This window comes from Pedococcus sp. P2_A3, assembly GCF_056405035.1.
The window spans coordinates 65,395-86,665 of sequence record NZ_JBFUCW010000008.1 but is presented as its reverse complement, the minus strand read 5'-3'; the positions used below and the strand labels follow the sequence as shown (position 1 = coordinate 86,665).

General features: G+C 72.5%; 20 protein-coding genes. 7 read left to right on the top strand and 13 right to left on the bottom strand.

Going from position 1 to position 21,271, the window contains the following annotated elements; translation table 11 throughout:
* Positions 1 to 131: 131 nt before the first annotated feature.
* The 4 genes from AC1DX8_RS08550 to AC1DX8_RS08535 all read right to left on the bottom strand — a co-directional run bounded on the left by AC1DX8_RS08550 (position 132) and on the right by AC1DX8_RS08535 (position 2,795).
* Positions 132 to 569, bottom strand: a complete 438-nt coding sequence (locus tag AC1DX8_RS08550; protein WP_477629489.1) for a VOC family protein — start codon at positions 567 to 569, stop codon at positions 132 to 134.
* A gap of 21 nt (positions 570 to 590) precedes the next feature.
* Positions 591 to 1,802, bottom strand: coding sequence for an ATP-binding protein (locus tag AC1DX8_RS08545; RefSeq protein WP_477629488.1), 1,212 nt, complete (start codon positions 1,800 to 1,802; stop codon positions 591 to 593).
* Between the two features lie 137 nt (positions 1,803 to 1,939).
* Positions 1,940 to 2,458, bottom strand: a complete 519-nt coding sequence (locus AC1DX8_RS08540; RefSeq protein WP_477629487.1) for a DUF3806 domain-containing protein — start codon at positions 2,456 to 2,458, stop codon at positions 1,940 to 1,942.
* A gap of 10 nt (positions 2,459 to 2,468) precedes the next feature.
* Positions 2,469 to 2,795: a rhodanese-like domain-containing protein gene (locus AC1DX8_RS08535; protein ID WP_477629486.1), complete on the bottom strand. Its 327-nt coding sequence runs from the start codon at positions 2,793 to 2,795 to the stop codon at positions 2,469 to 2,471.
* 66 nt (positions 2,796 to 2,861) lie between these two features.
* Between AC1DX8_RS08535 and AC1DX8_RS08530 the strand changes: the two genes are divergently transcribed.
* Positions 2,862 to 3,806, top strand: coding sequence for an aminoglycoside phosphotransferase family protein (locus AC1DX8_RS08530; protein WP_477629485.1), 945 nt, complete (start codon positions 2,862 to 2,864; stop codon positions 3,804 to 3,806).
* Between the two features lie 75 nt (positions 3,807 to 3,881).
* On the opposite strand, the gene AC1DX8_RS08525 is transcribed toward AC1DX8_RS08530, so the two are convergent.
* Positions 3,882 to 4,742, bottom strand: a complete 861-nt coding sequence (locus AC1DX8_RS08525; RefSeq protein WP_477629484.1) for an Fpg/Nei family DNA glycosylase — start codon at positions 4,740 to 4,742, stop codon at positions 3,882 to 3,884.
* 84 nt (positions 4,743 to 4,826) lie between these two features.
* On the opposite strand from AC1DX8_RS08525, the gene AC1DX8_RS08520 reads away from it, so the two are divergent.
* Complete coding sequence (locus AC1DX8_RS08520; protein WP_477629483.1) at positions 4,827 to 6,272, top strand: MFS transporter; 1,446 nt, start codon at positions 4,827 to 4,829, stop codon at positions 6,270 to 6,272.
* Positions 6,273 to 6,278: 6 nt separating this feature from the next.
* On the opposite strand, the gene AC1DX8_RS08515 is transcribed toward AC1DX8_RS08520, so the two are convergent.
* The 3 genes from AC1DX8_RS08515 to AC1DX8_RS08505 all read right to left on the bottom strand — a co-directional run bounded on the left by AC1DX8_RS08515 (position 6,279) and on the right by AC1DX8_RS08505 (position 8,894).
* The gene (locus AC1DX8_RS08515; RefSeq protein ID WP_477629482.1) at positions 6,279 to 7,367 is read right to left on the bottom strand and encodes an App1 family protein; all 1,089 of its coding nucleotides are present in this window, start codon (positions 7,365 to 7,367) and stop codon (positions 6,279 to 6,281) included.
* 9 nt (positions 7,368 to 7,376) lie between these two features.
* Complete coding sequence (locus AC1DX8_RS08510; protein WP_477629481.1) at positions 7,377 to 7,892, bottom strand: hypothetical protein; 516 nt, start codon at positions 7,890 to 7,892, stop codon at positions 7,377 to 7,379.
* Between the two features lie 222 nt (positions 7,893 to 8,114).
* Positions 8,115 to 8,894, bottom strand: coding sequence for a GAF and ANTAR domain-containing protein (locus tag AC1DX8_RS08505; RefSeq protein WP_477629480.1), 780 nt, complete (start codon positions 8,892 to 8,894; stop codon positions 8,115 to 8,117).
* 186 nt (positions 8,895 to 9,080) lie between these two features.
* Here AC1DX8_RS08505 and AC1DX8_RS08500 point away from each other — a divergent pair, with 186 nt between their 5' ends.
* A complete protein-coding gene (locus tag AC1DX8_RS08500) occupies positions 9,081 to 9,866 on the top strand; it encodes a fructosamine kinase family protein (RefSeq protein ID WP_477629479.1) in 786 nt (261 codons plus the stop codon).
* A 53-nt stretch (positions 9,867 to 9,919) separates the two neighbouring features.
* On the opposite strand, the gene AC1DX8_RS08495 is transcribed toward AC1DX8_RS08500, so the two are convergent.
* Positions 9,920 to 10,432 (bottom strand): mycothiol transferase, encoded by a 513-nt coding sequence (locus AC1DX8_RS08495; protein ID WP_477629478.1) that lies wholly within the window; start codon positions 10,430 to 10,432, stop codon positions 9,920 to 9,922.
* Between the two features lie 116 nt (positions 10,433 to 10,548).
* Here AC1DX8_RS08495 and soxR point away from each other — a divergent pair, with 116 nt between their 5' ends.
* From soxR to AC1DX8_RS08480, 3 genes are all read left to right on the top strand, one after another.
* Positions 10,549 to 11,016: a redox-sensitive transcriptional activator SoxR gene (soxR, locus tag AC1DX8_RS08490; RefSeq protein WP_477629477.1), complete on the top strand. Its 468-nt coding sequence runs from the start codon at positions 10,549 to 10,551 to the stop codon at positions 11,014 to 11,016.
* A 111-nt stretch (positions 11,017 to 11,127) separates the two neighbouring features.
* A complete protein-coding gene (locus tag AC1DX8_RS08485; RefSeq protein ID WP_477629476.1) occupies positions 11,128 to 13,332 on the top strand; it encodes an MMPL family transporter in 2,205 nt (734 codons plus the stop codon).
* A 42-nt stretch (positions 13,333 to 13,374) separates the two neighbouring features.
* Positions 13,375 to 14,094: a hemerythrin domain-containing protein gene (locus tag AC1DX8_RS08480; RefSeq protein WP_477629475.1), complete on the top strand. Its 720-nt coding sequence runs from the start codon at positions 13,375 to 13,377 to the stop codon at positions 14,092 to 14,094.
* Between the two features lie 138 nt (positions 14,095 to 14,232).
* On the opposite strand, the gene AC1DX8_RS08475 is transcribed toward AC1DX8_RS08480, so the two are convergent.
* The 3 genes from AC1DX8_RS08475 to AC1DX8_RS08465 all read right to left on the bottom strand — a co-directional run bounded on the left by AC1DX8_RS08475 (position 14,233) and on the right by AC1DX8_RS08465 (position 19,958).
* Positions 14,233 to 17,610, bottom strand: coding sequence for a BTAD domain-containing putative transcriptional regulator (locus AC1DX8_RS08475; protein WP_477629474.1), 3,378 nt, complete (start codon positions 17,608 to 17,610; stop codon positions 14,233 to 14,235).
* A 135-nt stretch (positions 17,611 to 17,745) separates the two neighbouring features.
* Positions 17,746 to 19,170 (bottom strand): FAD-binding oxidoreductase, encoded by a 1,425-nt coding sequence (locus AC1DX8_RS08470; protein ID WP_477629473.1) that lies wholly within the window; start codon positions 19,168 to 19,170, stop codon positions 17,746 to 17,748.
* Between the two features lie 92 nt (positions 19,171 to 19,262).
* A complete protein-coding gene (locus tag AC1DX8_RS08465) occupies positions 19,263 to 19,958 on the bottom strand; it encodes a hypothetical protein (RefSeq protein WP_477629472.1) in 696 nt (231 codons plus the stop codon).
* Between the two features lie 368 nt (positions 19,959 to 20,326).
* Here AC1DX8_RS08465 and AC1DX8_RS08460 point away from each other — a divergent pair, with 368 nt between their 5' ends.
* A complete protein-coding gene (locus tag AC1DX8_RS08460) occupies positions 20,327 to 20,833 on the top strand; it encodes a hypothetical protein (RefSeq protein WP_477629471.1) in 507 nt (168 codons plus the stop codon).
* Here the strand turns inward: AC1DX8_RS08460 and AC1DX8_RS08455 are convergent.
* Positions 20,817 to 21,218: an MmcQ/YjbR family DNA-binding protein gene (locus AC1DX8_RS08455; RefSeq protein ID WP_477629470.1), complete on the bottom strand. Its 402-nt coding sequence runs from the start codon at positions 21,216 to 21,218 to the stop codon at positions 20,817 to 20,819. The two genes, AC1DX8_RS08460 and AC1DX8_RS08455, sit on opposite strands and share 17 nt — an antisense overlap.
* Positions 21,219 to 21,271: the final 53 nt, after the last annotated feature.

The following is a 21,271-nucleotide window of genomic DNA, read 5'->3' as shown; positions in this document are numbered from 1 at the left end:
CCTGGGTGGCCAGGACCGTTACGTCCGATTCCGCGGACGAATTGTCCGGACTTGTGGACGCTACACCCGCCCCCGCAGACCGGCAACGGATCGGTCTGACCTGCGCAGACGTGGCGGCGAGTCAGCCCACCTCAGCCCTTCCTCAGCTCCTGCGCCAGCATGACGAGGATGCCGCTGGGGCCGCGCAGGTAGGTGAGCTTGTAGACGTCCTGGTAGGTCGCGACGCCGCGCAGCGGGTGGCAGCCGTGCCGCGCAGCGATCTCCAGAGCCGCGTCGAGGTCGTCGACCGAGAAGGCCACCCGGTGCATCCCGATCTCGTTGGGCAGTGTGGGCTCGGTCTCGATCGCGTCGGGATGGAGGTACTCGAAGAGCTCGAGCCGCCCCGCGCCGTCCGGCGTCTGGAGCATCGCGATCTTCGCGTGGTTGCCGTCGAGGCCCACCGCTGTGTCGGTCCACTCCCCACTGACGGTGTCGCGGCCGAGGACGGTCAGGCCGAGGTCGGTGAAGAACGCAATGGTCGCGTCGAGGTCGCGGACGGCGATGCCGACGTTCTCGAGCTTGATGGGCATGCCCGGCACGCTACCTACGGATCAGCCCTGGGTGCGCAGGTAGCGACCGAAGTGGGGAACGGTGAACGCGATCCGGCCACGCTCGCCCGAGTAGATCAACCCCTTCTTGAGCAGCGCATCCCTGGCAGGAGAAAGGGACTGCGGCTTGCGGTCCAGCACCTGCGCCACGGCCGAGGTGGGCACCGACTCGGTCTCGTCGACCTCCTCGCCGCCGTCGACGAGGCTCTGGGCGGCGTCGGCCATCGCCCGCAGGTACTCACGCTCGGCCGGCGTCGCGCGCTCGAACCGCGACCCGAAGAACCCCACCGCCAGCTCGGCCTCCGCCTCGGGGGCTGCGACGGAGATGTCCTCGAGGGTGATCGGCGAGCGCGGGGCGACGTCCCACGCGACCTTGCCGTAGGCCTGGACGAAGTACGGGTAGCCGGCCGTCGCGGCATACAGGGCATCGAGCGCCTCGGGCTCGAAGGCGGCGTCCTCGTCACTGGCCGGGGCCACGAGCGCGAGGTCAGCGGCGGCACGGTCGAGGCGGTCGATGCGCTGGTAGCGGAACAGCCTCTCGGAGTAGGACTTGGACGCCGAGAGGACGGCCGGGAGGTGGGGCAGGCCCGCGCCCACGACGATGACCGGCAGGCCGGACTGCGAGATCTCGTGACAGGCGGCGCAGATCGCCGAGATGTCGTCGGCCGTGAGGTCCTGCATCTCGTCGATGAAGACGGCGACGCCGCGACCGACGTCTGCGGCGAGCCCGCCCACGTCGGTGAGCAGCTCCACGAGGTCGATCTCGATGTCGCCGGAGTCGGCGCGGCCGACCGCGGCCGGGGCGTCGATGCCGGGGTTCCACCTCTCGCGCAGCTTGGCTCCGGGGGCGGCATCACGCTGCGCGAACGCCTTGATCACGCCGAGGACGTGGTCGACCTGGTCGCCCGCCGGGTGCCCGAGCTCGCGCACCGCCACGTGGAGGGCGGCCGACAGGGGACGACGCAGGCGCTGGTCGGGTCGGGCCTCCAGCTTGCCCGTGCCCCAGTGCGCGCGCACCGCCGCTGAGCGCAGGGCGTTGAGCAGCACGGTCTTCCCCACGCCACGGAGGCCGGTGAGGACGATGGAGCGCTCCGGCCGACCCCGCGCGATGCGTTCGAGCACCACGTCGAAGGCGTTCAGCTGCTCGTCGCGGCCGGCCAGCTCCGGCGGTCGCTGCCCGGCACCGGGGGCGTACGGGTTGCGTATCGGGTCCACGATCGCAGCGTATGGCCGTCTCTAGCGTTTCCCTGAGATGCGGCGATACGCCGCGACCGTGTCGCTGCCGGTGGATCGTGCTGTCTGGGGCTTTCTAGGAAAGCTCCGAGAAAGTCGTAGAGAGCGTGAGAAGCGGCTCAGCGGCGGCTGCGTCGCTTGACGATGTGGCCGACCACCGCAGGGATCCAGCCCGTCTCCCCTCGCATCCACCGCCCCGCCACCAGGTTGTGCGGCACGACCACGAACGAGCCCTTGAAGCCCTCAGTCAGCGACAGGTCGGTCCCGAAGACGTCGGTGACCACCTGCCAGTCGAGGTCGGTCTTGCGGTCGAGGTACTCGCCGATGCCGACGGCGTAGCGCTCCACGATGGCGGCGTGGTCGGGACGGTCGTGCTCGGGCGCATCCGCCCACGCGGCATACGCCCGGTCGAGGCCGGCGCCGAGGGAGTCGAGGTCGTCGACGTCGACGCCGTCCTCGGTCAGGGACTCGAGGGCGGCGCGGATCCGCGCTCGCTCCTCGTCGCCGAGCGGGTCGACGAGGGGGCGCAGGGAGGCGTTCGGGTCGAGGGAGTCGCCGGCGTCGGGGAGGGTGCGTTCCTCGGCCTCTGGCTCCGGGATCGCGTCGTCGTCGTCACGGCGCCGACCGAACCACGCCATGTCGACAGCCCTACTTGACCGTGGCGGAGCCGGACTCGGCGACGAGCGGCTTGCCCGCGCCCTCCCAGGCCTTCATGCCGCCGAGCAGGTTGGCGACGTCGAAACCCTGCTGGGAGAGCCACGCGACGGCGCGCGAGGAGCGGCCACCCCCGCGGCAGACCACCGCGAGCACTCCGTCGTCGGGGTCGGGCAGCTCGTCGAGGCGGGACGGGAGCTCACCCAGCGGGATGTGCACGGCGCCCGGGGCGTGCCCGGCGTCCCACTCGTCCTGCTCACGCACGTCGAGCACGACGGCGTGGTCGTTGACGTCCTGGACCGGGACCTCGGGAATGCTCATGTGCCCATGTAACCACTGAGGGGAAATCCAGTGGGAACGAGAGCCCCCGCAGGGCACAGTGGCGCCATGACGGGTGAGGTCGAGCAGATCGCACGGGTGGTGGCCACCGCGCGTGCCGCAGTGGGTGACCACCCTGCGCTCGCGCCGGTGCTCGACGGCCTGTCCGACCTGCTCCACGACCTGGTGCAGCGGTGGTCGCTCACCCTCGGCGAGGTCTACGGCGAGGGCCTGGGGGTGCCCGTGGTGGCCGTCGACGCCGACGGCACCCCTGCGGTCCTCAAGGTGGACCGGGCCGGGCCGTCGTTCGCGGCGCAGGTCGCCACCCTCGAAGCGGCGCAGGGCCGGGGGTATGCCGCGGTGCTGGCCTCCGACGTCGCCCGCGGCGCGGTCCTCCTGGAGCGGCTCGGCCCCAGCCTCGCGGCGTCACGGCTCGCGCCGTCGGCGCAGGTCGACCACCTGGTTGCCGCAGTGCGCCTGGCCTGGGAGCTGCCGGTGGACCTGGCGCCCGCTGTCGCGCCGGGGGACGACAAGGCGGCCCAGCTCGCGGGGATCGTGCGCCGGTTTCGGCGGGGTGACGACGTCGACCGCTGGGGGCCTGCACTCGACCGCGCGCACGAGCTCGCGCGACACCTGTCGGCCACCCGCGACCCCGCTCGCGACGTGTTGTGCCACGGCGACCCACACCCGGGGAATGCATTGCAGGCCAACGGGATCCCGCGCTACAAGCTCGTCGACCCGGACGGTTTCCGCTGCGAGCCCGAGTACGACGTCGGGGTGACGGTGCGTGACTTCAGCCGGGAGGTCCTCGCGGGTCGCGACCACAGCACGGCCCGCGCGTGGCACGACGCCCTCTGCGACCGGGCCGCCGACCTCACCGGCACCGATGGCGAGCGGGTGCGCCAGTGGGCGTTTGTCGAGCGCGTCACGACCGGCCTCTACCTGCGCTGGTTCCGGGACGACGAGGCGGCAGAGTCCTTCCTCGATGCCGCAACGGTGCTGCTCCCGGACTGACGAGCCGGATCGAGGTGATGGGGGACCGGATTCCGGTCGGATATCACCTCGACCGCGGGGCGGCGGGAGGGGAGGTCACTTGAGCAGGCGCGACATCCGGCGGTCGGCCAGCGGCTTGCCACCGGTCTGGCAGGTCGCGCAGTACTGCAGCGACGAGTCGGCGAACGACACCTCGCGCACGATGTCACCACAGACCGGGCAGGGCTCGCCGGTCCGCCCGTGGACGCGCATCCCTGCGCGCTTGGCGTCCTTGAGCTCCTTGGCCGGTTTGCCCGACGCGGTCGCGACGGCGGCCGCGAGCGTGTCGCGCAACGCGGCATACAGGCGGTCGGTGGCCTCGTCGTCGAGGCTGGCGGCCATCGCGAACGGCGACATCTTCGCGACGTGCAGGATCTCGTCGGAGTAGGCGTTGCCGACGCCGGCGATGAACCCCTGGTCGCGCAACAGACCCTTGATCTGGGAGCGGCGACCGGCGAGGAGGGCTCCGAAGGTCTCGCGGGTGAACTCGGGGGCCAGCGGGTCGGGGCCGAGCGAGGCGATGCCGGGCACCTCCTGCGGGTCACGCACGAGGTAGGCGGCCAGCCGTTTCTTGGTGCCGGCCTCGGTGAGGTCGAAGCCCGAGCCGTCGGAGAACCGGGTGCGCAGCGCGATGGGTGACTTGCCGGGGCGCAGCACGGTGTTGGGCACGGCGTCGGACCAGCGCAGCCAGCCGGCGCGGGCCAGGTGGAAGATCAGGTGCACGCCGTCGCAGTCGAGGTCGATGAACTTGCCGTGGCGGGAGACGCCATCGACCGGAGCGCCGGTCAGCGCCTGCGGCGGGGGGTCGAAGGTCTTGAGCACCGAGAACGACCCGAGCTCGACCCCGGTCACGGCCAACCCGACGGTGCGCTCGGCGAGGAAGTCGACGAGCGCCTGGACCTCGGGCAGCTCCGGCACCCGGCCAAGTCTGGCAGACGCGCCCGTCAAGGGGTCCGACGTCCGCGACGGTGCGACGATGGGGCGCATGACGACGAGGGCAGCATGACGACGCAGGCGGCCCCGCACGAGCTGCTGCGGCTGACGTCGCACAGCGGCCGACTCGCCCTGGCGACCACGGTGCTCGGCAGCGGGATCGCCCTGCTCGACGGCACCATCGTCAACGTCGCCCTCCCGACCATCGGGCGCGACCTCGACGCCGACCTCGCAGGACTCCAGTGGGTCGTGAACGCCTACGCCCTGACCCTGGCCGCGTTCATCCTGCTCGGCGGTTCACTGGGTGACCGCTTCGGGCGGCGGGCGATGTATGCCGTCGGCGTGGCCGGTTTCGGGGTCGCCTCTGCCTGGTGCGCACTGTCCCCGACGGTGGAGGTGCTCGTCGCCGCTCGCGCCGTCCAAGGACTGTGTGCCGCCCTCCTCGTGCCGGGCAGCCTCGCGATCCTCCAGGCGTCGTTCCACCGCGACGACCGGATGGCCGCGATCGGCGCCTGGACCGGCCTGCTCGGCGTGGCGTCGGCCTCCGGGCCGGTGGTCGGCGGGTGGCTCGTCGAGCACGACTGGCGATGGGCGTTCTGGCTCAACGTGCCGCTCGCGGCGCTGGTGGTCGCGCTCGCCCTCAAGTTCGTCCCTGAGTCACGAAATCCGTTGGCCAGCAAGCACATCGACGTCACCGGCATCGCGCTCGCCGTCGTCGGCCTGGCCGCGCTCACCTACGGGCTCACGTCCCTCTCGGGTGGTGTGAGCGCGCGGGCCCTGGTCGTGGGCGTGATCGGGGTGCTCGCACTGGCCGGCTTCGGATGGGCCGAGGTCCGCGCGCGGGCGCCCATGATGCCGCCCTCGCTCTTCGCCAACCGCGTGTTCACGACGATCAACCTGGTCACCCTGCTCGTCTACGCCGGGCTGTCGGCGGCCCTGCTCTTCCTCGTGCTGTTCCTGCAGACCGTCGCCGGCTGGTCGGCGCTGGAGGCCGGGGCCTCGACCCTGCCGCTCAGCCTCCTCATGCTCTTGCTCGCCCGCCGGTTCGGCACGATGGCGGCCCGGTCGAGCCCGCGACCATTCATGATCGGCGGAACCCTCGTCGCCGCAACGGGATTCGCCATCCTCGCGCTCTCCCCGCGCGACCCTTCGTTCGTCCTGCACGTGCTGCCGGGCATCTCGCTGGTGGGGCTCGGGCTGTCGCTGACGGTCGCACCCCTGACCGGCACGGTGCTGGCCGCGGCGCCCGACGAGCTGGCGGGCACCGCCAGCGGGGTCAACAACGCCGTGGCACGGACGGCCGGCCTCCTGGCGGTCGCGGCGCTGCCGCCGCTGGTCGGCCTCCGTGGAGCCGACTACGCCTCCGCAGACGCCCTCGCACCGTCCTACCGCGTCGCCATGATCGTGTGCGCCGGCCTGCTGGTCGGCGGTGCGGCCCTCACCGCCGTGGGCCTGCCCTCGCGTGAACGCACGCCCTGCGCCGACGCGCCCCACCTCGACGTCGCGGCCCGCTGACGCGGGTCAGGCGTCCGGCGCGGTCGCCTGACCCAGGGCCACCCGCAGGAGGCGCACCAGCCCGTAGCCGTCGCCGGCGCGGCATACCGGCACTTCCCTCTCGTGGCGGCCGCGGGCCGGCGCGAACTCCTCCAACGACACCGGTATGCCGTGCGACAGCACCTGCTCGCTCGGCGTCAGCTCGCGGATGGCGATGGCGGCGACGGTGCCCGGGCGCTGTTCGACGAAGTCGCCGTAGATCTTCGGGTCGTGCTGGCCGTCGTCACCGACGAGGACCCACCGGATCTGGGGGAACTCGTTCGCGAGCCGGTGCAGGCAGGCGCGCTTGTGGTCCTGGCCCGAGCGGAACCACCCGGTGTTGGTCGGGCCCCAGTCGGTCAACAGGAGCGGACCCAGCGGGTAGCCGTGGCGCCGCAGGAAGCGGGTCAGGGTCGGCGCGGTGTTCCACGCGCCGGTGGACAGGTAGACCATCGGGGCGTTGGGGTGCTCGGCCAGGAGCTCGCGGTACATCGTCGCCATGCCCGGCACGACGTGGCGGGCGTTCTCGCTCTTCACGAAGGTGTTCCAGGCCGCGATCATCGGGCGTGGCAGCGACGTCGAGATGACCGTGTCGTCGATGTCGCTGATCAGTCCGAACGTCTCGTCGGACCCGACGATCAGCACTGCAGCGGTGGTGTCCTCGGCGTCGACCGACGTCAGGGTCGCCTCGTGCCACCCCGGTGCGAGCCGGTGGTCGCGCACCTTGGTGTCGATGTAGCCGCTGCGGTCGGTGCGGGTGTGGACGGTCTTGCTGCCGACTGTGATCGTCACCGGGACGTTCATCGCGGGCGCGGTGATGAACGCCCGCCAACCGCGGCGCTCGTCCTCGGCCGACCTCAGCTCGGCGGTCGAGGCACCGGCGTCGGCGCGCTCGCCACCTTCGCTCCGGTCGGCACGACGGGTGAGCAGCACGCGCCCGAGGACCCGGGCGAACTCCTCCGAGCCGTAACCGGTGTGGGCCACGATGCGGGTCTGCCACCCGCGGCTGCGCAACAGCGAGTCGACCTGTCGGTGCCAGGCGTCCTCGACGATGGAGGCGGCGTGCGGTCGGGCCATGCCCAGACCCTACGGCCTCGTGAGCACGGTCCTGAACTGGTCGACCAGCCGGTCCCCGGTCGCCCCTGGGCCGTCGAACTCGAAGATGTGCTCCCCACGACTCGCCAGCAGCAGGGGGCCACCACCCAGCGCGAGGTCGTGGGCCAGCTCGAAGTCCTCCGAGGCGAGCTCCCTGGCCCTCGGGCTGTTGGCGAAGATCTCGATGGCCGGACCGTCCAGCCCGAGGTCGTGCGCGATCGTGCCGAGGACCCCCGGCGCGTCGAGGGGGAGACCGCCGACGAAGTACTGGTGCTGCACCGCGCCCAGCACGGTCGACACCGGGAGGTCGGCGGCAGCCAGCAGGGCGATCAGGCACGCAGCGGGCGAGCCGGCGGCGAAGCGACCTGACTGGACCACCTCGACGTCGACGAGCGAACAGGCCGCGCTGAGTACCGCACTCACCGACGGGAGGTAGTCCCACGATGCCGGGTCGTAGATGTCCATGACGTAGACCAGCAGCGTCGACGGGTCGGCGGTGGACGCCAACGGTTCAGCCGCCGTGCCGCCGAAGGTACGCGGCGAGCGCAGCTTGCGGGGCTCATGGATGCACCGGGCGCCGAGGCCCGGAGAGGACCGTCTGTCGCAGCCGATCACACCGGCACGACAGCCACGGGGGGCACCTCGCATGTCGAATCCTCCTGGGCAACAAAAAAGCAACCGAGTGGCCAAGTGGCCGACCCGGTTGCTTCAGGTGCTTGCGAGACTAGCTCACATCGCCTCCGAACGGGAAGATCGCGCCTCGGCAACCAGCTGGGAAGCCAGGACGCGCAGCTTGAGGTTCTGCTCCTGCGACTGGCGTCGAAGCAGCTCGAAAGCCACCATCTCGTCGATCTGGTGCCGCCCCATGAGCAGTCCCTTGGCCTGTTCGATGACCGCGCGGCTGGCCATCGCCTGCTCCATCTGCCCGGCCACCTCGCGCGCGCCGGCGAGGTGGACGGCGGCGGCCAGGGCGTCCGCAGCCCGCTGCGCCGCCATCCGCACGAGCGCGAGATCGGTGTGGTCAAAGGCGTTTCGTGCATGTCCGTAGAGGTTGAGCGCACCGAAGCGACGACCACCGGACTCGAGCGGGAGAGCCAGCAGGGTCTGCACCTCGCCCGGGTCGCACCCCTCGATGAAGGCCGGCCAGCGCTGCTCGCCACCGGCGAGGTCGACGAGGTTCTCGCGGCCGTTGCGGAAGGCGTCGAGGCACGGTCCGTCACCGACGGCATACTGCACGGCGTCGATCTCGAGGGTCGTGGCCGTCGTGTAGGCGGCGGTCCGCGGTCGGTCCTCCATGACCACGGTCACGCCGACCGAGTCGCACCCGTCGATGTTGGCGTTGACCGACTGGACCAGTCGTTCGAGGTAGGGGGTGAGGTCGTCGAGCCCTTCCAGGTTGCCGGCGAGGTCGTCCATCAGGCGGGCTGCCGCGCCGAGTCCGCGCTGCCCGGCGTCCTCGTACAACGCCGCCGCCTCCCGCGCGTCCTCGTCGGTTGTCCCGATGCTCACCGGACCACGGTATACCGGCAGGTCAGGGGGTCGACAGCGTTCTCGCCAACGGTGCCGTCAGGTGTCTCGGATGACCCGTTTTCGATGCTTTTCCGAGTCCTCTGGTATGCCGCGCAGGCGGCTCGGCGGGCCCACGCGGTTAGATGTCGGGATGGCAGGCGTGCGGTCCCGAACCAGGGCCTCCTGGTGAGCGAGCAGCTGCCCGCGGGCGTCTTCCGCAAGGGCAGCCGCTCGGCTCCGGCCGGCTACTTCGAGTGGGAGGCGGCCGGGCTCGCCTGGCTGGCCGACGCACCACGCGGGGTGGACGTGGTCAAGGTGCTCTCGGTCGCCGACCAGCACCTCGATCTGGAGCGGCTGTCGTTCGCCAACCCGGACCCGGCGATGGCCGAGGCGTTCGGGGCGGCCCTGGCCAGGACCCACGACGCCGGCGCACCGGCCTTCGGCAGCCCTCCGCAGGGCTGGGAGGGCGATGGGTTCCTGGGGCCCGCGACCGAGCTGCTGCCGCTCAGCCTGACCCCGGAACGGTCCTGGGGCGTGTTCTACGCCGAGCAGCGGCTCCTGCCGATGCTGGCCGCCGCGGTCGACCGGGGGCTGTTCCATCGCCACGACCGGGCCGTCTTCGAGCGGGTCGCGCGGCGGTTGCACGACGGGGAGTTCGATGACGGATCAGCGCCGGCCCGCCTCCACGGCGACCTGTGGTCGGGCAACATCGCCTGGACCCCGACCGGCGCGGTGCTCATCGACCCCGCAGCCCACGGCGGGCACCGCGAGACCGACCTCGCGATGCTGGCTCTCTTCGGCTGCCCGCACTGGGACTTCGTCGTCGGCGGCTACCTGGGCCAGCACCGGCTGGACGCGCACTGGCCGGAACGCGTCGCGCTGCACCAGCTGCACCCGCTGTTGGTGCACGCCGTGCTCTTCGGTGCGGACTACCCGCGCCGGGCGCTGGAGCTGGCCCGCCGCTACCGCTGAGCCAGCACCCTCAGCCCGCAACCTGAGCGCCCCAGAGGGTGCTCAGGTTGCGTTCAGGGTCGGTCGGCCAGCAGCCCGCGCACGAAGGCGGCCTGCCCGACGTGCTGCTGGTCGTCGTTCACGATGCTCACGAGCCGCACCCCGAGGGTCACCGGGGGGTCCCAGCGCTCGTCGACCACGCGGCCGAGGTCGTCGGGCGTGAGCGGTCGGACGAACTCGGCGGTCGCGGCGTGCACGGCGCCGAGGTAGGCGACCAGGTCGTCGGCCGCCAGCCCCCTGACCTGGGCCACCTGGTCGCTGGTGTGACCGTAGCCGGTGTCCTCGGGGTCGAACGGCAGCCCGAACCTCTCGGACCAACCCTCGCTCGTCCACACCTGCTCGCGGTCGGCGAGCGTCGCGACGTGGTCGTCCTGCACGCGGGCGAGGTGCCACACCAGCCAGCCGATCGAGTTGGCCCCGGGGGCGGGGCGCTCGGCGAGCTGTTCCGGCGTCAGGCCGTGGACCGCGGCTCCCGCGCCGTCGCGGATCCGGTCGAAGGCGTCGACGAGCAGCTCACCCAGGGTCATGTGCGGATCCTAGGCAGTTCGGCCGCACGGCGCGCCCCGACCGGTTGCGGGCCGCAGACACCACGGACATCGTGGAACCTGAAGTCAACATGAGGTCTGCGGGACGGAGGACGGGGATGGACAGCACCGACGTGCTCACGGTGTCGGAGGTGGCGGCCCGAAGCGGCTTCGCCCCCTCGGCGCTGCGCTACTACGAGCGCGAGGGCCTGGTGGAGGCGTCGCGGACTGCCGGGGGCCAGCGGCGCTACCAGCGCAGCGTGCTGCGTCGCCTCGCCTTCATCCGCGCAGCGAGCAACGTGGGGCTGACGCTGGAGGAGATCCGTCGCGAGCTGGGGTCACTTCCCGCCAACCGGACCCCCACCAAGTCCGACTGGCACCGCATCTCGGCCCACTGGCGCACCCGCCTCGACGAGCAGGTCGCGGCCCTCGAGGCGCTGCGCGACAAGCTCGACTCGTGCATCGGGTGTGGGTGCCTGTCGCTCAAGCAGTGCGGCATCAGCAACCCGGCCGACAAGGCGGCGGCCACCGACGACGCGCCCGGCGCGGCCTACCTCCCACCCCTCCTGCGCCGCCCCGCCCACTGACCGTCCTGCGGTGGAGGTCGGGGAGGCATCCCAAGTCAGCCCCAAGTGGCGCACAAGCAGGTGAGCCGACGCTGGTCCGACCAGTTCACCTCCGCACCTCGAAGGACCACCATGCCCGCCCTGCTCCACCGGCCCACCCCGCGCCGACCCCTCCTCTACCGCCTCGGCCACGGTGCCGCCGCCCACCCGTGGCGCACCCTCAGTGCCTGGGTCGTCCTCGTGCTCGTCGTCGTCGGCCTCGCAGCCACCTTCGGCGGCACCCCCCAGGACGACTACAACGTCCCGGGCGCGCGCTCCCAGGTCGGCATCGACCAGCTGCGCGCCCACCTGCCCGGCGCCGGCAACACCGCCGCCCGCGTCGTCGTGCACGACCGCACGGGCGGCCGACCCGCCGACTCCGCGCTGGGCGAGCTGACCACCCGGCTGCAGGCGATGCCCCACGTGGTCCAGGTCTTCCCGGCCCAGCGCTCGGCCGACGGCGACACCGCCGTCATCAACGTCAGCTACGACGCGCCGGTCACCGACCCCGACCTGATGGCCAACCTCGACCCGCTCGAGGCGGCCGTCGCCCCCCTGCGGGCCACCGGCCTGCAGGTCGAGCTGGGCGGCGAGCTGCCCGAGAGCGCGGCCGCACCCATGGCGGGGCGCGGGGAGATCATCGGCATCGTCGCCGCCTTGGTCATCCTCGTCTTCGCCTTCGGCTCCGTGGTCAGCGCAGGCCTGCCGATCGGCACCGCGCTGGTCGGGCTCGGGGTCGGCAGCGCCGGCATCACCCTGCTCGCTGCTGCCACCGACGTCAGCACGGCCGCTCCGATGGTCGCCACCATGGTGGGTCTCGGCGTGGGCATCGACTACGCGCTCCTGCTCGTCACCCGGCACGCCGAGTACCTCGCCCAGGGGTTCAGCGTCACGGAGTCGGCCGGCCGCGCCGCCGCCACCGCCGGCCGGTCGGTCGTGTTCGCGGCGAGCACGGTGCTGGTCTCCCTCATGGGGCTGCGCCTGGCCGGTCTCCCGGTCTACAGCTCCTTCGGCTTCTCGACCGGCATCGCCGTGCTGAGCGTGATGGCCRCCTCGCTGACCCTGGTGCCCGTGCTGTGCCGGTTCGCGGGTCGGCGCCTGCTGCCCCGCGCCGTCCGTCGGGCGGATCGCGCCTCCGAGGGCGGCGCCACCGCCACACCCTCCCGTATGCCGCTCACGGCCCGCTGGGCGGCCAAGGTCGCCAAGCGCCCGCTGCTGTGGGCGATGGCCGCCGCGATCGTCATGCTCACGCTGGCGGTGCCGGCGCTCGACATGCGCACCTGGCCGCAGGACCCGAGCAGCCAGTCGACCGAGCTCACCACCCGTCGCGCCTACGACCTCGTCAGCGCCGAGTTCGGGGCCGGCACCAACGGTCCCCTCACGGTCGTCGTCGACCGCACCAAGCTGGGCGAGACGGCCGTGGCCGACCTGGCCCGTGGCCTCGAGGCGCGCGCCGACATCGTGGCCGTCACGCCGGCCGTCACCTCGCTGGACTCGGCGATCACGGTGTTCGACGCCATCCCGGCGTTCGGGCCGACCGACGAGCGCACGCCGGGCCTGGTCCGCGACGTGCGGGCGCAGCTCCCCGCAGGGGCGGAGCTCACCGGCGGCACCGCCTTCTTCGCCGACATCGCCGAGATGCTGGCCGGACGGCTGTGGGTCGTCATCGCCTTCGTCGTCGCGGTCTCCGTGCTGCTGCTGGCGATGGTGTTCCGGTCGGTCGTGATCCCGGTCAAGGCCGCGGTCATGAACCTGCTGAGCATCGGTGCCGCCTACGGCGTGCTGACTGCGGTGTTCCAGTGGGGGTGGGCCACCGACCTGCTCGGCCTCGACCACCCGCTGGCCGTGTCGAGCTGGGTGCCGATCCTCATGTTCGCCATCCTGTTCGGCCTGTCGATGGACTACGAGGTGTTCCTCCTGTCCCGCATCCGCGAGGACTGGGCGCGCACCGGCGACTCGCACGGCAGCGTCGTGCGCGGGCTGTCGGCCACCGGCCGGGTGATCTCGAGTGCGGCGGCGATCATGGTCGCGGTGTTCCTCGGGTTCGCCAGCGAGGTGGACGTCGTCGTCAAGCAGCTCGGCGTCGGCATGGCCGTCGCGATCCTGCTCGACGCCACGGTGGTCCGCATGGTCCTCGTCCCGGCCACCATGTCGCTGCTCGGCGACCTGAACTGGTGGGTGCCGCGCTGGCTCGACCGCCTCCTGCCGCACGTCCGTGCCGAGGTCGAGGACGACGACGTCGAGCTCTGGGACGAGGAGCTGCGGGAGGACGAGCTCGAGACCGTCGGCACCCGCTGATTCCCATCACCCGAACACCACTGACCTGAAAGGCGTCTCACCATGACCACCACCACTGCAACGCCCTGGCCGGAGCAGCTCACCTTCCCCGGCCAGACCGCGGCCCACCCGGGCCCGGTCGACATGACGATGATGTATGTGATGCACCACGGTTTCCGCCGCGACCTGGCGGCCTTCGCCGCCGCGGCGAGCGCCACCCCCGTCGAGGCCCGGAGCACCTGGCGTGCGCTCGCGGCCCGCTGGGGGCTGTTCGCCGAGGTGCTGCACCACCACCACTCGGGCGAGGACGCCGGGCTCTGGCCCACGCTCCTCGACCGGGCCGACGAGGAGGAGCGCAGCGTCCTCGAGGCGATGGAGGCCGAGCACGCCGAGATCGACCCGATCCTGGTGGCGTGTGCCGCTGGGTTCGAACGGCTGGCCCACCACGCTGACGAGGACGCGCGGGCGGCGCTGGCCGTGCGGCTCTGCGCCGCCCGGGAGAGCCTCGGTCGTCACCTGCGGCACGAGGAGACAGAGGCCATCGCCATCATCCAGCGGGTGATGACGAACCAGGAGTGGGAGCAGGTCGAGGAGGAGCACTTCCGCAAGGACGTGACCTTCGCGAAGGTCCTCGCGCTCGTGCCGTGGGCCGCCCACGACGTGCCGGGGCCCCTGCGGCGCCAGGTGTTCGCGAAGACCGGCCGGCCCAACCACATCCTGTGGCTGCTCACCCGGCGCGGCTTCGAGCGCCGGGAGGCGCTGGCCTTCCGCTACCTCGACTGAGGCTGACCGGCGCTGACCCCGACCGTGGCCCTGGCCCTGGCCCCGGCCCTGGCCGTCACGCCGCTCCCCGCAAAACGGTGGTTGCTCGACAAGACGTGGTCTGTGGGTCCCGTTTCGCCGAGCAACCACCGTTTTGGGTCAGAAGGAGTACCGGTCCCGCTGGTCGCGCAACCACTGCGCGGCCAGCGGGATCTGCCACTGCTCGCACAGCTCGAGCGCCCGGTCGGCGTGCGTGCCGGCCAGCTCCCGTTCGCCGACCGCCACCGCCGCCAGGGCGAGGAACGCGTCGGCCGGACCCATCGCGTTGCCGGACCCCGCCGTGCACGAGTGCCCGGCGAACGGCGCCAGCCGGTCGTATGCCGCGGAGGCCAGCGCGTGGTCGTCCAGCCCGAGCGCCGCCTCGGCTGCCGCACACCAGTTGAGCATCGAGAACCAGTCGTCGTCGTCGACCCGCACGGGGTGCGTCGCGGCATACGCCCTGGCCTTGTCGACCTCGCCCGCCCGCAGCCAGAACACGATGATCGTCGACGTCACGGGCAGCACGCTCTGCTCGGCGAACTGTTCCAGGATCGCCGTCACCTCGGTCGATCGCCCCTGCCACAGCCGCAGCGACATCAGCGCCCCGGCCGTGGCGTCCTCCGTCTGGCCCAGCGCCATCTCCTGGTCGAGCCGCACGATGTCGGCCATCCGCCGCTCGCAGTCCTCGAACCGGCCGGCCATCGCCAGCCACGGCAGCTCGAGGCTGTCGAGGACGATCAGGCCGTAGGGCAGCCGCAACCGCTGGGCCCAGTCGCGCGCCACGACGGCGTGCTCCCACATCTCCTCGACGAGGCCGAGCTCACCGGCGACGACCGCCCGCAGCGTCGTGGTCACGACGTAGGCGCGTTCGTCGCCGAGGCGGTGGGCCAGCTCCATCCCCTCGGTGACGAGGTCACGCCGCAGCTCCGCGGTGGACTGCCGCCACAGGGCGACGTAGGCGAGCTGGCAGGCGTCGAGCAGGAGCGCCTCGTCGCCGATCCGCCGGGCCATCGCGATGCCCTCCTCCACGAGGGCGCTGCGCTCCTCGAACGTGGAGCCGTAGTAGATCTCGAGCGCGAGCGCGAGCATCACCCGGCACCGCAGCGCGCTGTCCTCGGTCGGCAGCCCGTCGAGGACGCGGCGCAGGGCACCGACCACCACCTCGTTGACCGACCCGTGCGGACCGGACTGCCACAGCGCGCCCACGGAGGTGGCGGTGGCCGCCCGGCCGAGGAGCACGACGTCACCGATGTCGTCGGCCACGGCGATGGCCTGCTCGGCGGTGCTGACCAGCCCTTCCCAGTCACCCGACCACCGCTKTGCATCCGCGAGGTCCATCAGCACGTCGTAGCGCTCGCCCAGGGTGGCGTCAGGGTCACCGGGCAGGGCGTCGAGGGCCGAGCGGAGCAGGTCGGCAGACTCCTCGTAGGCGTGCAGCCGACGGGCCACGGTGGCCGCCCGCACACAGGCCAGCCACGCCCGCGCCGCGTGGGCCGGACCCGCCGCCAGCCAGTGCCTGGCCACCTCGTTCTCGCGCCCCGCGGTGCCCGACAGGGCCTCCGCGACGCGTGCGTGCGCCCGGGCCCGGCGGGTCGTCGGGATCGCCGCGTAGATGGTGTCGCGCACGAGCGCGTGCCCGAACAGGAACCGGTCGATGCCGTCGTCACGCACCAGTCCGGCCTCGAGGGCAGGGTCGAGGTGGTCGAGCAGGTCGTCCTCGTCGAGACGTGACACGGCGGCCAGCGTCGCGAGGTCGAACTGCCGCCCCACCAGCGCGGCCCACCGCAGCGTCGAGACCGTCTCCTCGGGCAGGCGCTGGAGGCGCCGCGCGAGGACGTCGTGGACCGCCGCCGGCGGGTGCGCCTCGGCGACCAGTCCCGACAGGTCGCCGCCCTCGCGGGCCAGCCGGGCGTACTCGACGAGGAAGAACGGGTTGCCGTCGGTGCGCTCCCGCAGCGCCGCGGCCTCACCGTCGGACGGTGTCGACTCGCTGACTGCCTCCACGACCCGCGACGCGTCAGGGGCGCTGAGGCCCTGCAGGTCGAGGCGCACGGCGTGCCTGCGGGCAAAGGTCTCCACGGCGTCGAGCAGCGCATCGGTGGGCTCGGGGTGGCTGCGCCAGGTGCCGAGCACGAGCAGCCGCCCCTGCTGGACGGTCTCGCCCAGCAGCCGCAGCACCCGCAACGACGCGACGTCGGCCCAGTGCAGGTCGTCGAGCAGCACGACGATGGTGCGCTCCGAGGCCGCCTCGGCCACCGCTCCGGCAATGGCCTCCCAGGTCCGGAACCGGCCACCGCCGTCCTCGTCGCCCTCGGTCTCCTCCGGCAGGTCGCGACCCAGCGCCCGCAACACCTGTTGCCAGGGCCACAGGGGCGGGGCGCCGTCGTCCTGCGAGCACCTGCCCAGGAGCACGGTGGCACCGCGTTCACCGGCCACCTTGGCCAGCTCGCCGGCCAGCCGGCTCTTCCCGATGCCCGGCTCCCCGACCAGCGCCGCCAGGGCGACCGACCCCGACTCGGCCTGGTCCAGGGCGCCCACGAGCTCGGCCAGCTGCTCGTCCCTGCCGACGAGCGGCCACGGCGGCAAGGTCGGGACGAACGACTGGATCCGGGCCGTGGTCGTCGCGCGGAACGGCTCCGCACCGTCCGGCTCCGGGGGAGCGCCGGGTGGGGGAGCTGGGGGTGCGCTCGCCGGCCGCCATTCGAGCGTGGGGTCCTGGCGCAGCACGGCCGACTGGAGGTCGCGCAGCTCCTGGCCCGGTTCGAGGCCGAGCTCGTCGGCGAGGACGTCGCGCACCTCACGCAGCGCGTCGAGCGCCTCGGCCTGTCGGCCGGCACGGGTGAGGGCGAGGGCCCGCAGGCCCCACAACCGTTCCCGCAGCGGGTATGCCGTGGTGAGCGACTCGAGCTCGCCGGCCACCGTCGCGTGCTGCCCCAGCTCGAGGGAGGCCACCGCGCGGTCCTCCAGCGCGACGACGCGCAGCTCCTCCAGCCGGGCCCGCTCGGCGACCGCCGATGGGGCGTCGTCCAGCTCGAGGTACGGGGTGCCACGCCAGAGCGCCAGGGCTTCGTCCAGCTCGGCGACCACCGCCGAGAGCTCCTCGGTGGAGAGACCGCTCGGCTGGTGGAGCCCGGCCAGCTGCCCGATCCGGCGGTGCGCCCGGCTGACCGCGCGGTCGAAGCGCGCCGCGTCGAGGGCGTCGTCGGCCACGCGGAGGGCGTACCCCGGCGCGACCGTCACCAGCACGGTGGAGGGCGCGCGGGCCGCCCGCCCCGGCTCGAGGGAACGACGCAACCCCGCGACATACGCCTGCAGGGTGCCGTTCACCCCTGGAGGCGCGCCGTCGGGCCACAGCATGTCGACCAGCGCGTCCACGGAGACCGGTCGCCCGTGGTTCATCGCGAGGGCAGCCACCAGCGCACGCTGCTTGCGCGTGCCGAGGTCGACGGGACCGTCGCCCAGGGACGCCTGCACGGCACCGAGGACACCCACTCTCACCCGCCCGAGAGTACGCGGGAGAAGGCGGTTCACCCTCGTGCTTTCAGGTGATTCGGCCACGCGGGCGCAGCACGCCCGAGAGACCGGTATGCCGCGTGGGTCACCACGCGGCATACCGGTCAGAGGGACTCCTGGTCAGTCGGTGACCCGGCCGTTCTCGACCAGGCGCGGGATGCGGTGGTTGCCCACGAACAGGCCTTGCGGGTCGACCGCAGACCGGATTCCCTTGAGCTGCAACCAGGTCCGCTCGTCGTAGCCGGTGCGGGCGTCGACGGCGTTCTCCGCGAAGTTGAGGTAGCTGCGACCGTTGGCCCACGGCGCCAGCACCTTGGTGAGGCGGTGCGCGTCGTGCTCACCCTGGGCCGCCATCTCGGGCGTCAGCGCCATCGCACAGGCGAAGGTGAGGAACTCGGCGTCGAGCTTCTTCAGCGCACCGCCGCCGTCGTGGTCGCGACCCAGGGCGCCGCCGAGCTGCCGCAGCTCGGCCAGGAGCAACGACGACGTGGAGCCCGGGCCGACCTCGGACAGGAACGCGTCGACCGCGTCGTCGGGCAGCCCTCCGAGCATCGCGGAGTCGGAGACGGCGGGCGTGGGGCCTTCGGGGTCCATGTGCAGCCGCACCAGCGACCGCGCCGGCACCCGCCCGAACGTGTCGATCTCCGGCGAGAGGGCACGCAGGTCGGCGATGGCGGCCGCTCCTGCCTCGTCCGAGCCCAGCACCGCGCCGTCGATCACGACGACGGAGCGACCACGGAGCATCTCGGGGATGTCCGGGACCGGGGGCAGGTTGAGGATCCGGAAGGAGGTGGTGACGTCGTCCGGTGCGCCGGGAGCCCACTGCGCCCAGCGGCGCAGCACCGGCTCGGCCAGCTCGCGGTCCCAGATGAGCATGCCTGCGTAGGCCGACTCGATGGGGTAGAGGCGGAACTCGAGCGCCGTGACGACACCGAAGCTGCCCCCACCACCGCGCAGCGCCCAGAAGAGCTCGGCGTTGCGGTGGGCGTCGGCGCGCAGGTGCTCGCCGTCTGCGGTCACGAGCTCGACCGCCGTGAGGCTGTTGGTGGCGAGGCCGAGCCGTCGGGCGTACCAGCCGATGCCACCGCCGAGGGAGTACCCGGCGATGCCGACGTCGGGGGAGCTGCCGTGGAGTGCGGCCAGGCCGTGGTCGCCGGCCGGCTCGGTCGCGTGCATCCACAGCGCCCCGCCCTCGACCCGGGCGATCCGGCGCACCGGGTCGATGGTGACCCCGGTCATCGCCGAGGTGCGGAGCACGACGACGTCGTCGAGCCCCTGGGCGACGAGGGGACCGGCGTTGTGGCCGGTGCTCTGTGGCGCGACGCGGAGGTCGGCCGCGGCGGCGGCACGGACCACCTGCTGCACCTGCGCGACGGTCCGCGGCTGGGCCACGGCGGCAGGGCGCTGGTCGAGGGCGGCGTTCCAGGGGAGGCGGGCCGCGTCGTACCCGGGGTCGCCGGGAAGGTGGACCGCACCGTCGCAGAGTCCGCGCAGGGATTCGGCGCGGAGGCTGGTGGGGGTGGTCTGGCTGGTCGTGCTGGTCATCGGGGTGACTCCTTGTTCCGCTGTCAGTTGGTGTGCGGAACACGGTGCAGCCACCCGCTTGGGCACCACTTGGTGCCGACTTGGGGTCGGTCTCAGAGTGCGTGGTGCGCGGTCGTCACCGACCCCGAGGGCAACACGTCCGGAGTGGGCTCGTGCTGCGGGCGGTCGACCCGGCCGGAGACGTCGGCCACGACCTGGCCGAGGAGGGTGACGAGGCGGTCCGCCACGTCGGGGACGCAGGCCACCGAGATGCCCTCGACGGCATACGCGACGGTGTGGGGAGCGGTCTGCCGGCGGTAGGTGCGCTCACTGACCACGGCATCGCGGGCGTACCGCACGGCCCAGGCACGGGCCTCCGGCGCTGCGGCGAAGGCGGACACACACAGGTCGTCGACGAGGTCGCGCACGCCGGGGCGCCCCGACGCCAGCCGCTGCGCCGTCAGCAACCCGACGGCGAGCACGTTCTGGCGGGTGGCCGGAGCCACGGGCAGCGCCGCTGCGGCCGCCCGGGTGGCGATCACGAGGTCGAGGTCGAGGTCGGACCCGGTCAGCCCCACGACATCGGGGATGAACGTGACGAGTCGCCCGCGGTCCGCGTCACCCAGCGCGTCGTTCACCAGCCTGGCCAGTGATGCCAGCAGCGGGTGGGTGCACGCGGGATGGTCGCTCCACCGCTCACCGGCGAGGAACGAGGCCATCTCCATGAAGCAGGCACCCTTGCGGGGGTTGCGGTGCCGTCCGGCGGACAGCACCGGCACCAGCTCTGGCAGGGTCGTCGTGCGGCTCATGGCACCTCCCGAAGGGCCTTCGCGGCCACGCGCTGCTCGCGTCACCAGCCCGACTTCCACTATGCGCCGCGTCCCGAGCCGGCGCCACCCCCGCCCGCGTGCCCATTACCGCCCCGGGCTCCGGTCCCGCCATGGTTCGGCGTAGTCCCTCCGTCCAGGAATCGGGGCATGCCGACGGGCGTCGAGCAGGGTTGCCGCAACCAAACCACGGCATTCGCAAGGCTCTTCTCGTGCACGTGGTGGAGAACGTCTGCCCTCCACTGCCTGATGTGGCGTAGGACATCTGGCCCCACGCTGGTGACTACCGGGAGAGGACGACCGCAGCCCCCTCCCGGACCAACCATCTGGCTCGTGCAAGGGGGTCCGCCATGACGGTCATCGAACGGCTCTACGACAACGCGTGGTATGTCGCGAACGCCTCGCCGAGCGCCCGCGACCTGCTCGCCGCCGACGTGACCCGCGCCTGGATGGAGCGGGAGGCGGCCCGCGAGGACGCAGAGCGGGCCCGGACCGTCGCCAGCCTCTCCCCGGCCCGCTCGGCGCTCGCGCTGTCACTGGGCAACTCCAGCCAGGCCGGCTACGACCGTGCCCGCTCCCGGGCCGCCGAGGCTGCCCGCTGCACCGACATCGTGCTCGGCCACGCGTTCACCGTGAAGCGCCACCTGCACTCCTCCGGGGCCATGGCCGTCGAGATCTCGTCCTGCACCCTCCTGCGGCGCGCCTCGCTGACCGCCAGCGGCCGCGGCGAGATGTGGTCCGGCCAGTTCCACGATCCCCAGTCGCGGCAGCACGACTCCTTCAGCACCACCCTCGGCACGGACCCGTGGGACGCCTTCCACCAGGCCTGCGAGTGGATCGTCAGCGGTCGGCTCTGATTTCCTTCCTCGCTCCCTGTTCCTTCCTCGCTCCCGTCGTCAGTCCGGCGAACCAGGGCGCCGAGACCGACTTCGGCACCACCATCGCCCAGGCGTCGAGCACCAGCTCGGGCAGTCGGTCGAGGTCGAGGGCGTCGGTCCAGGCCTCGACCCACTGATAGCGCAGGTCGACCTGGCTCGGCAGGAAGAACACGTCGGGCTCCGACTCCACCAGCGCGGCCCGCTCCTCCCGAGGAAACGCGAAGCCCATCTCGGTCTCGTCACGGGAGAACGCCAGCCAGACGATGCTGCCGACCCGCCACTTCACCCGGTCGCGGACCAGCACCTCGTAGGCGCGCGGCAGCGGCGCCGCGATCCGGCGCACGTCCTCGACCGTGACTGCCACCCCTCCACTGTCGCACCAGCCGACGACACCGCATTCATGCAGGAGTGCTAGAC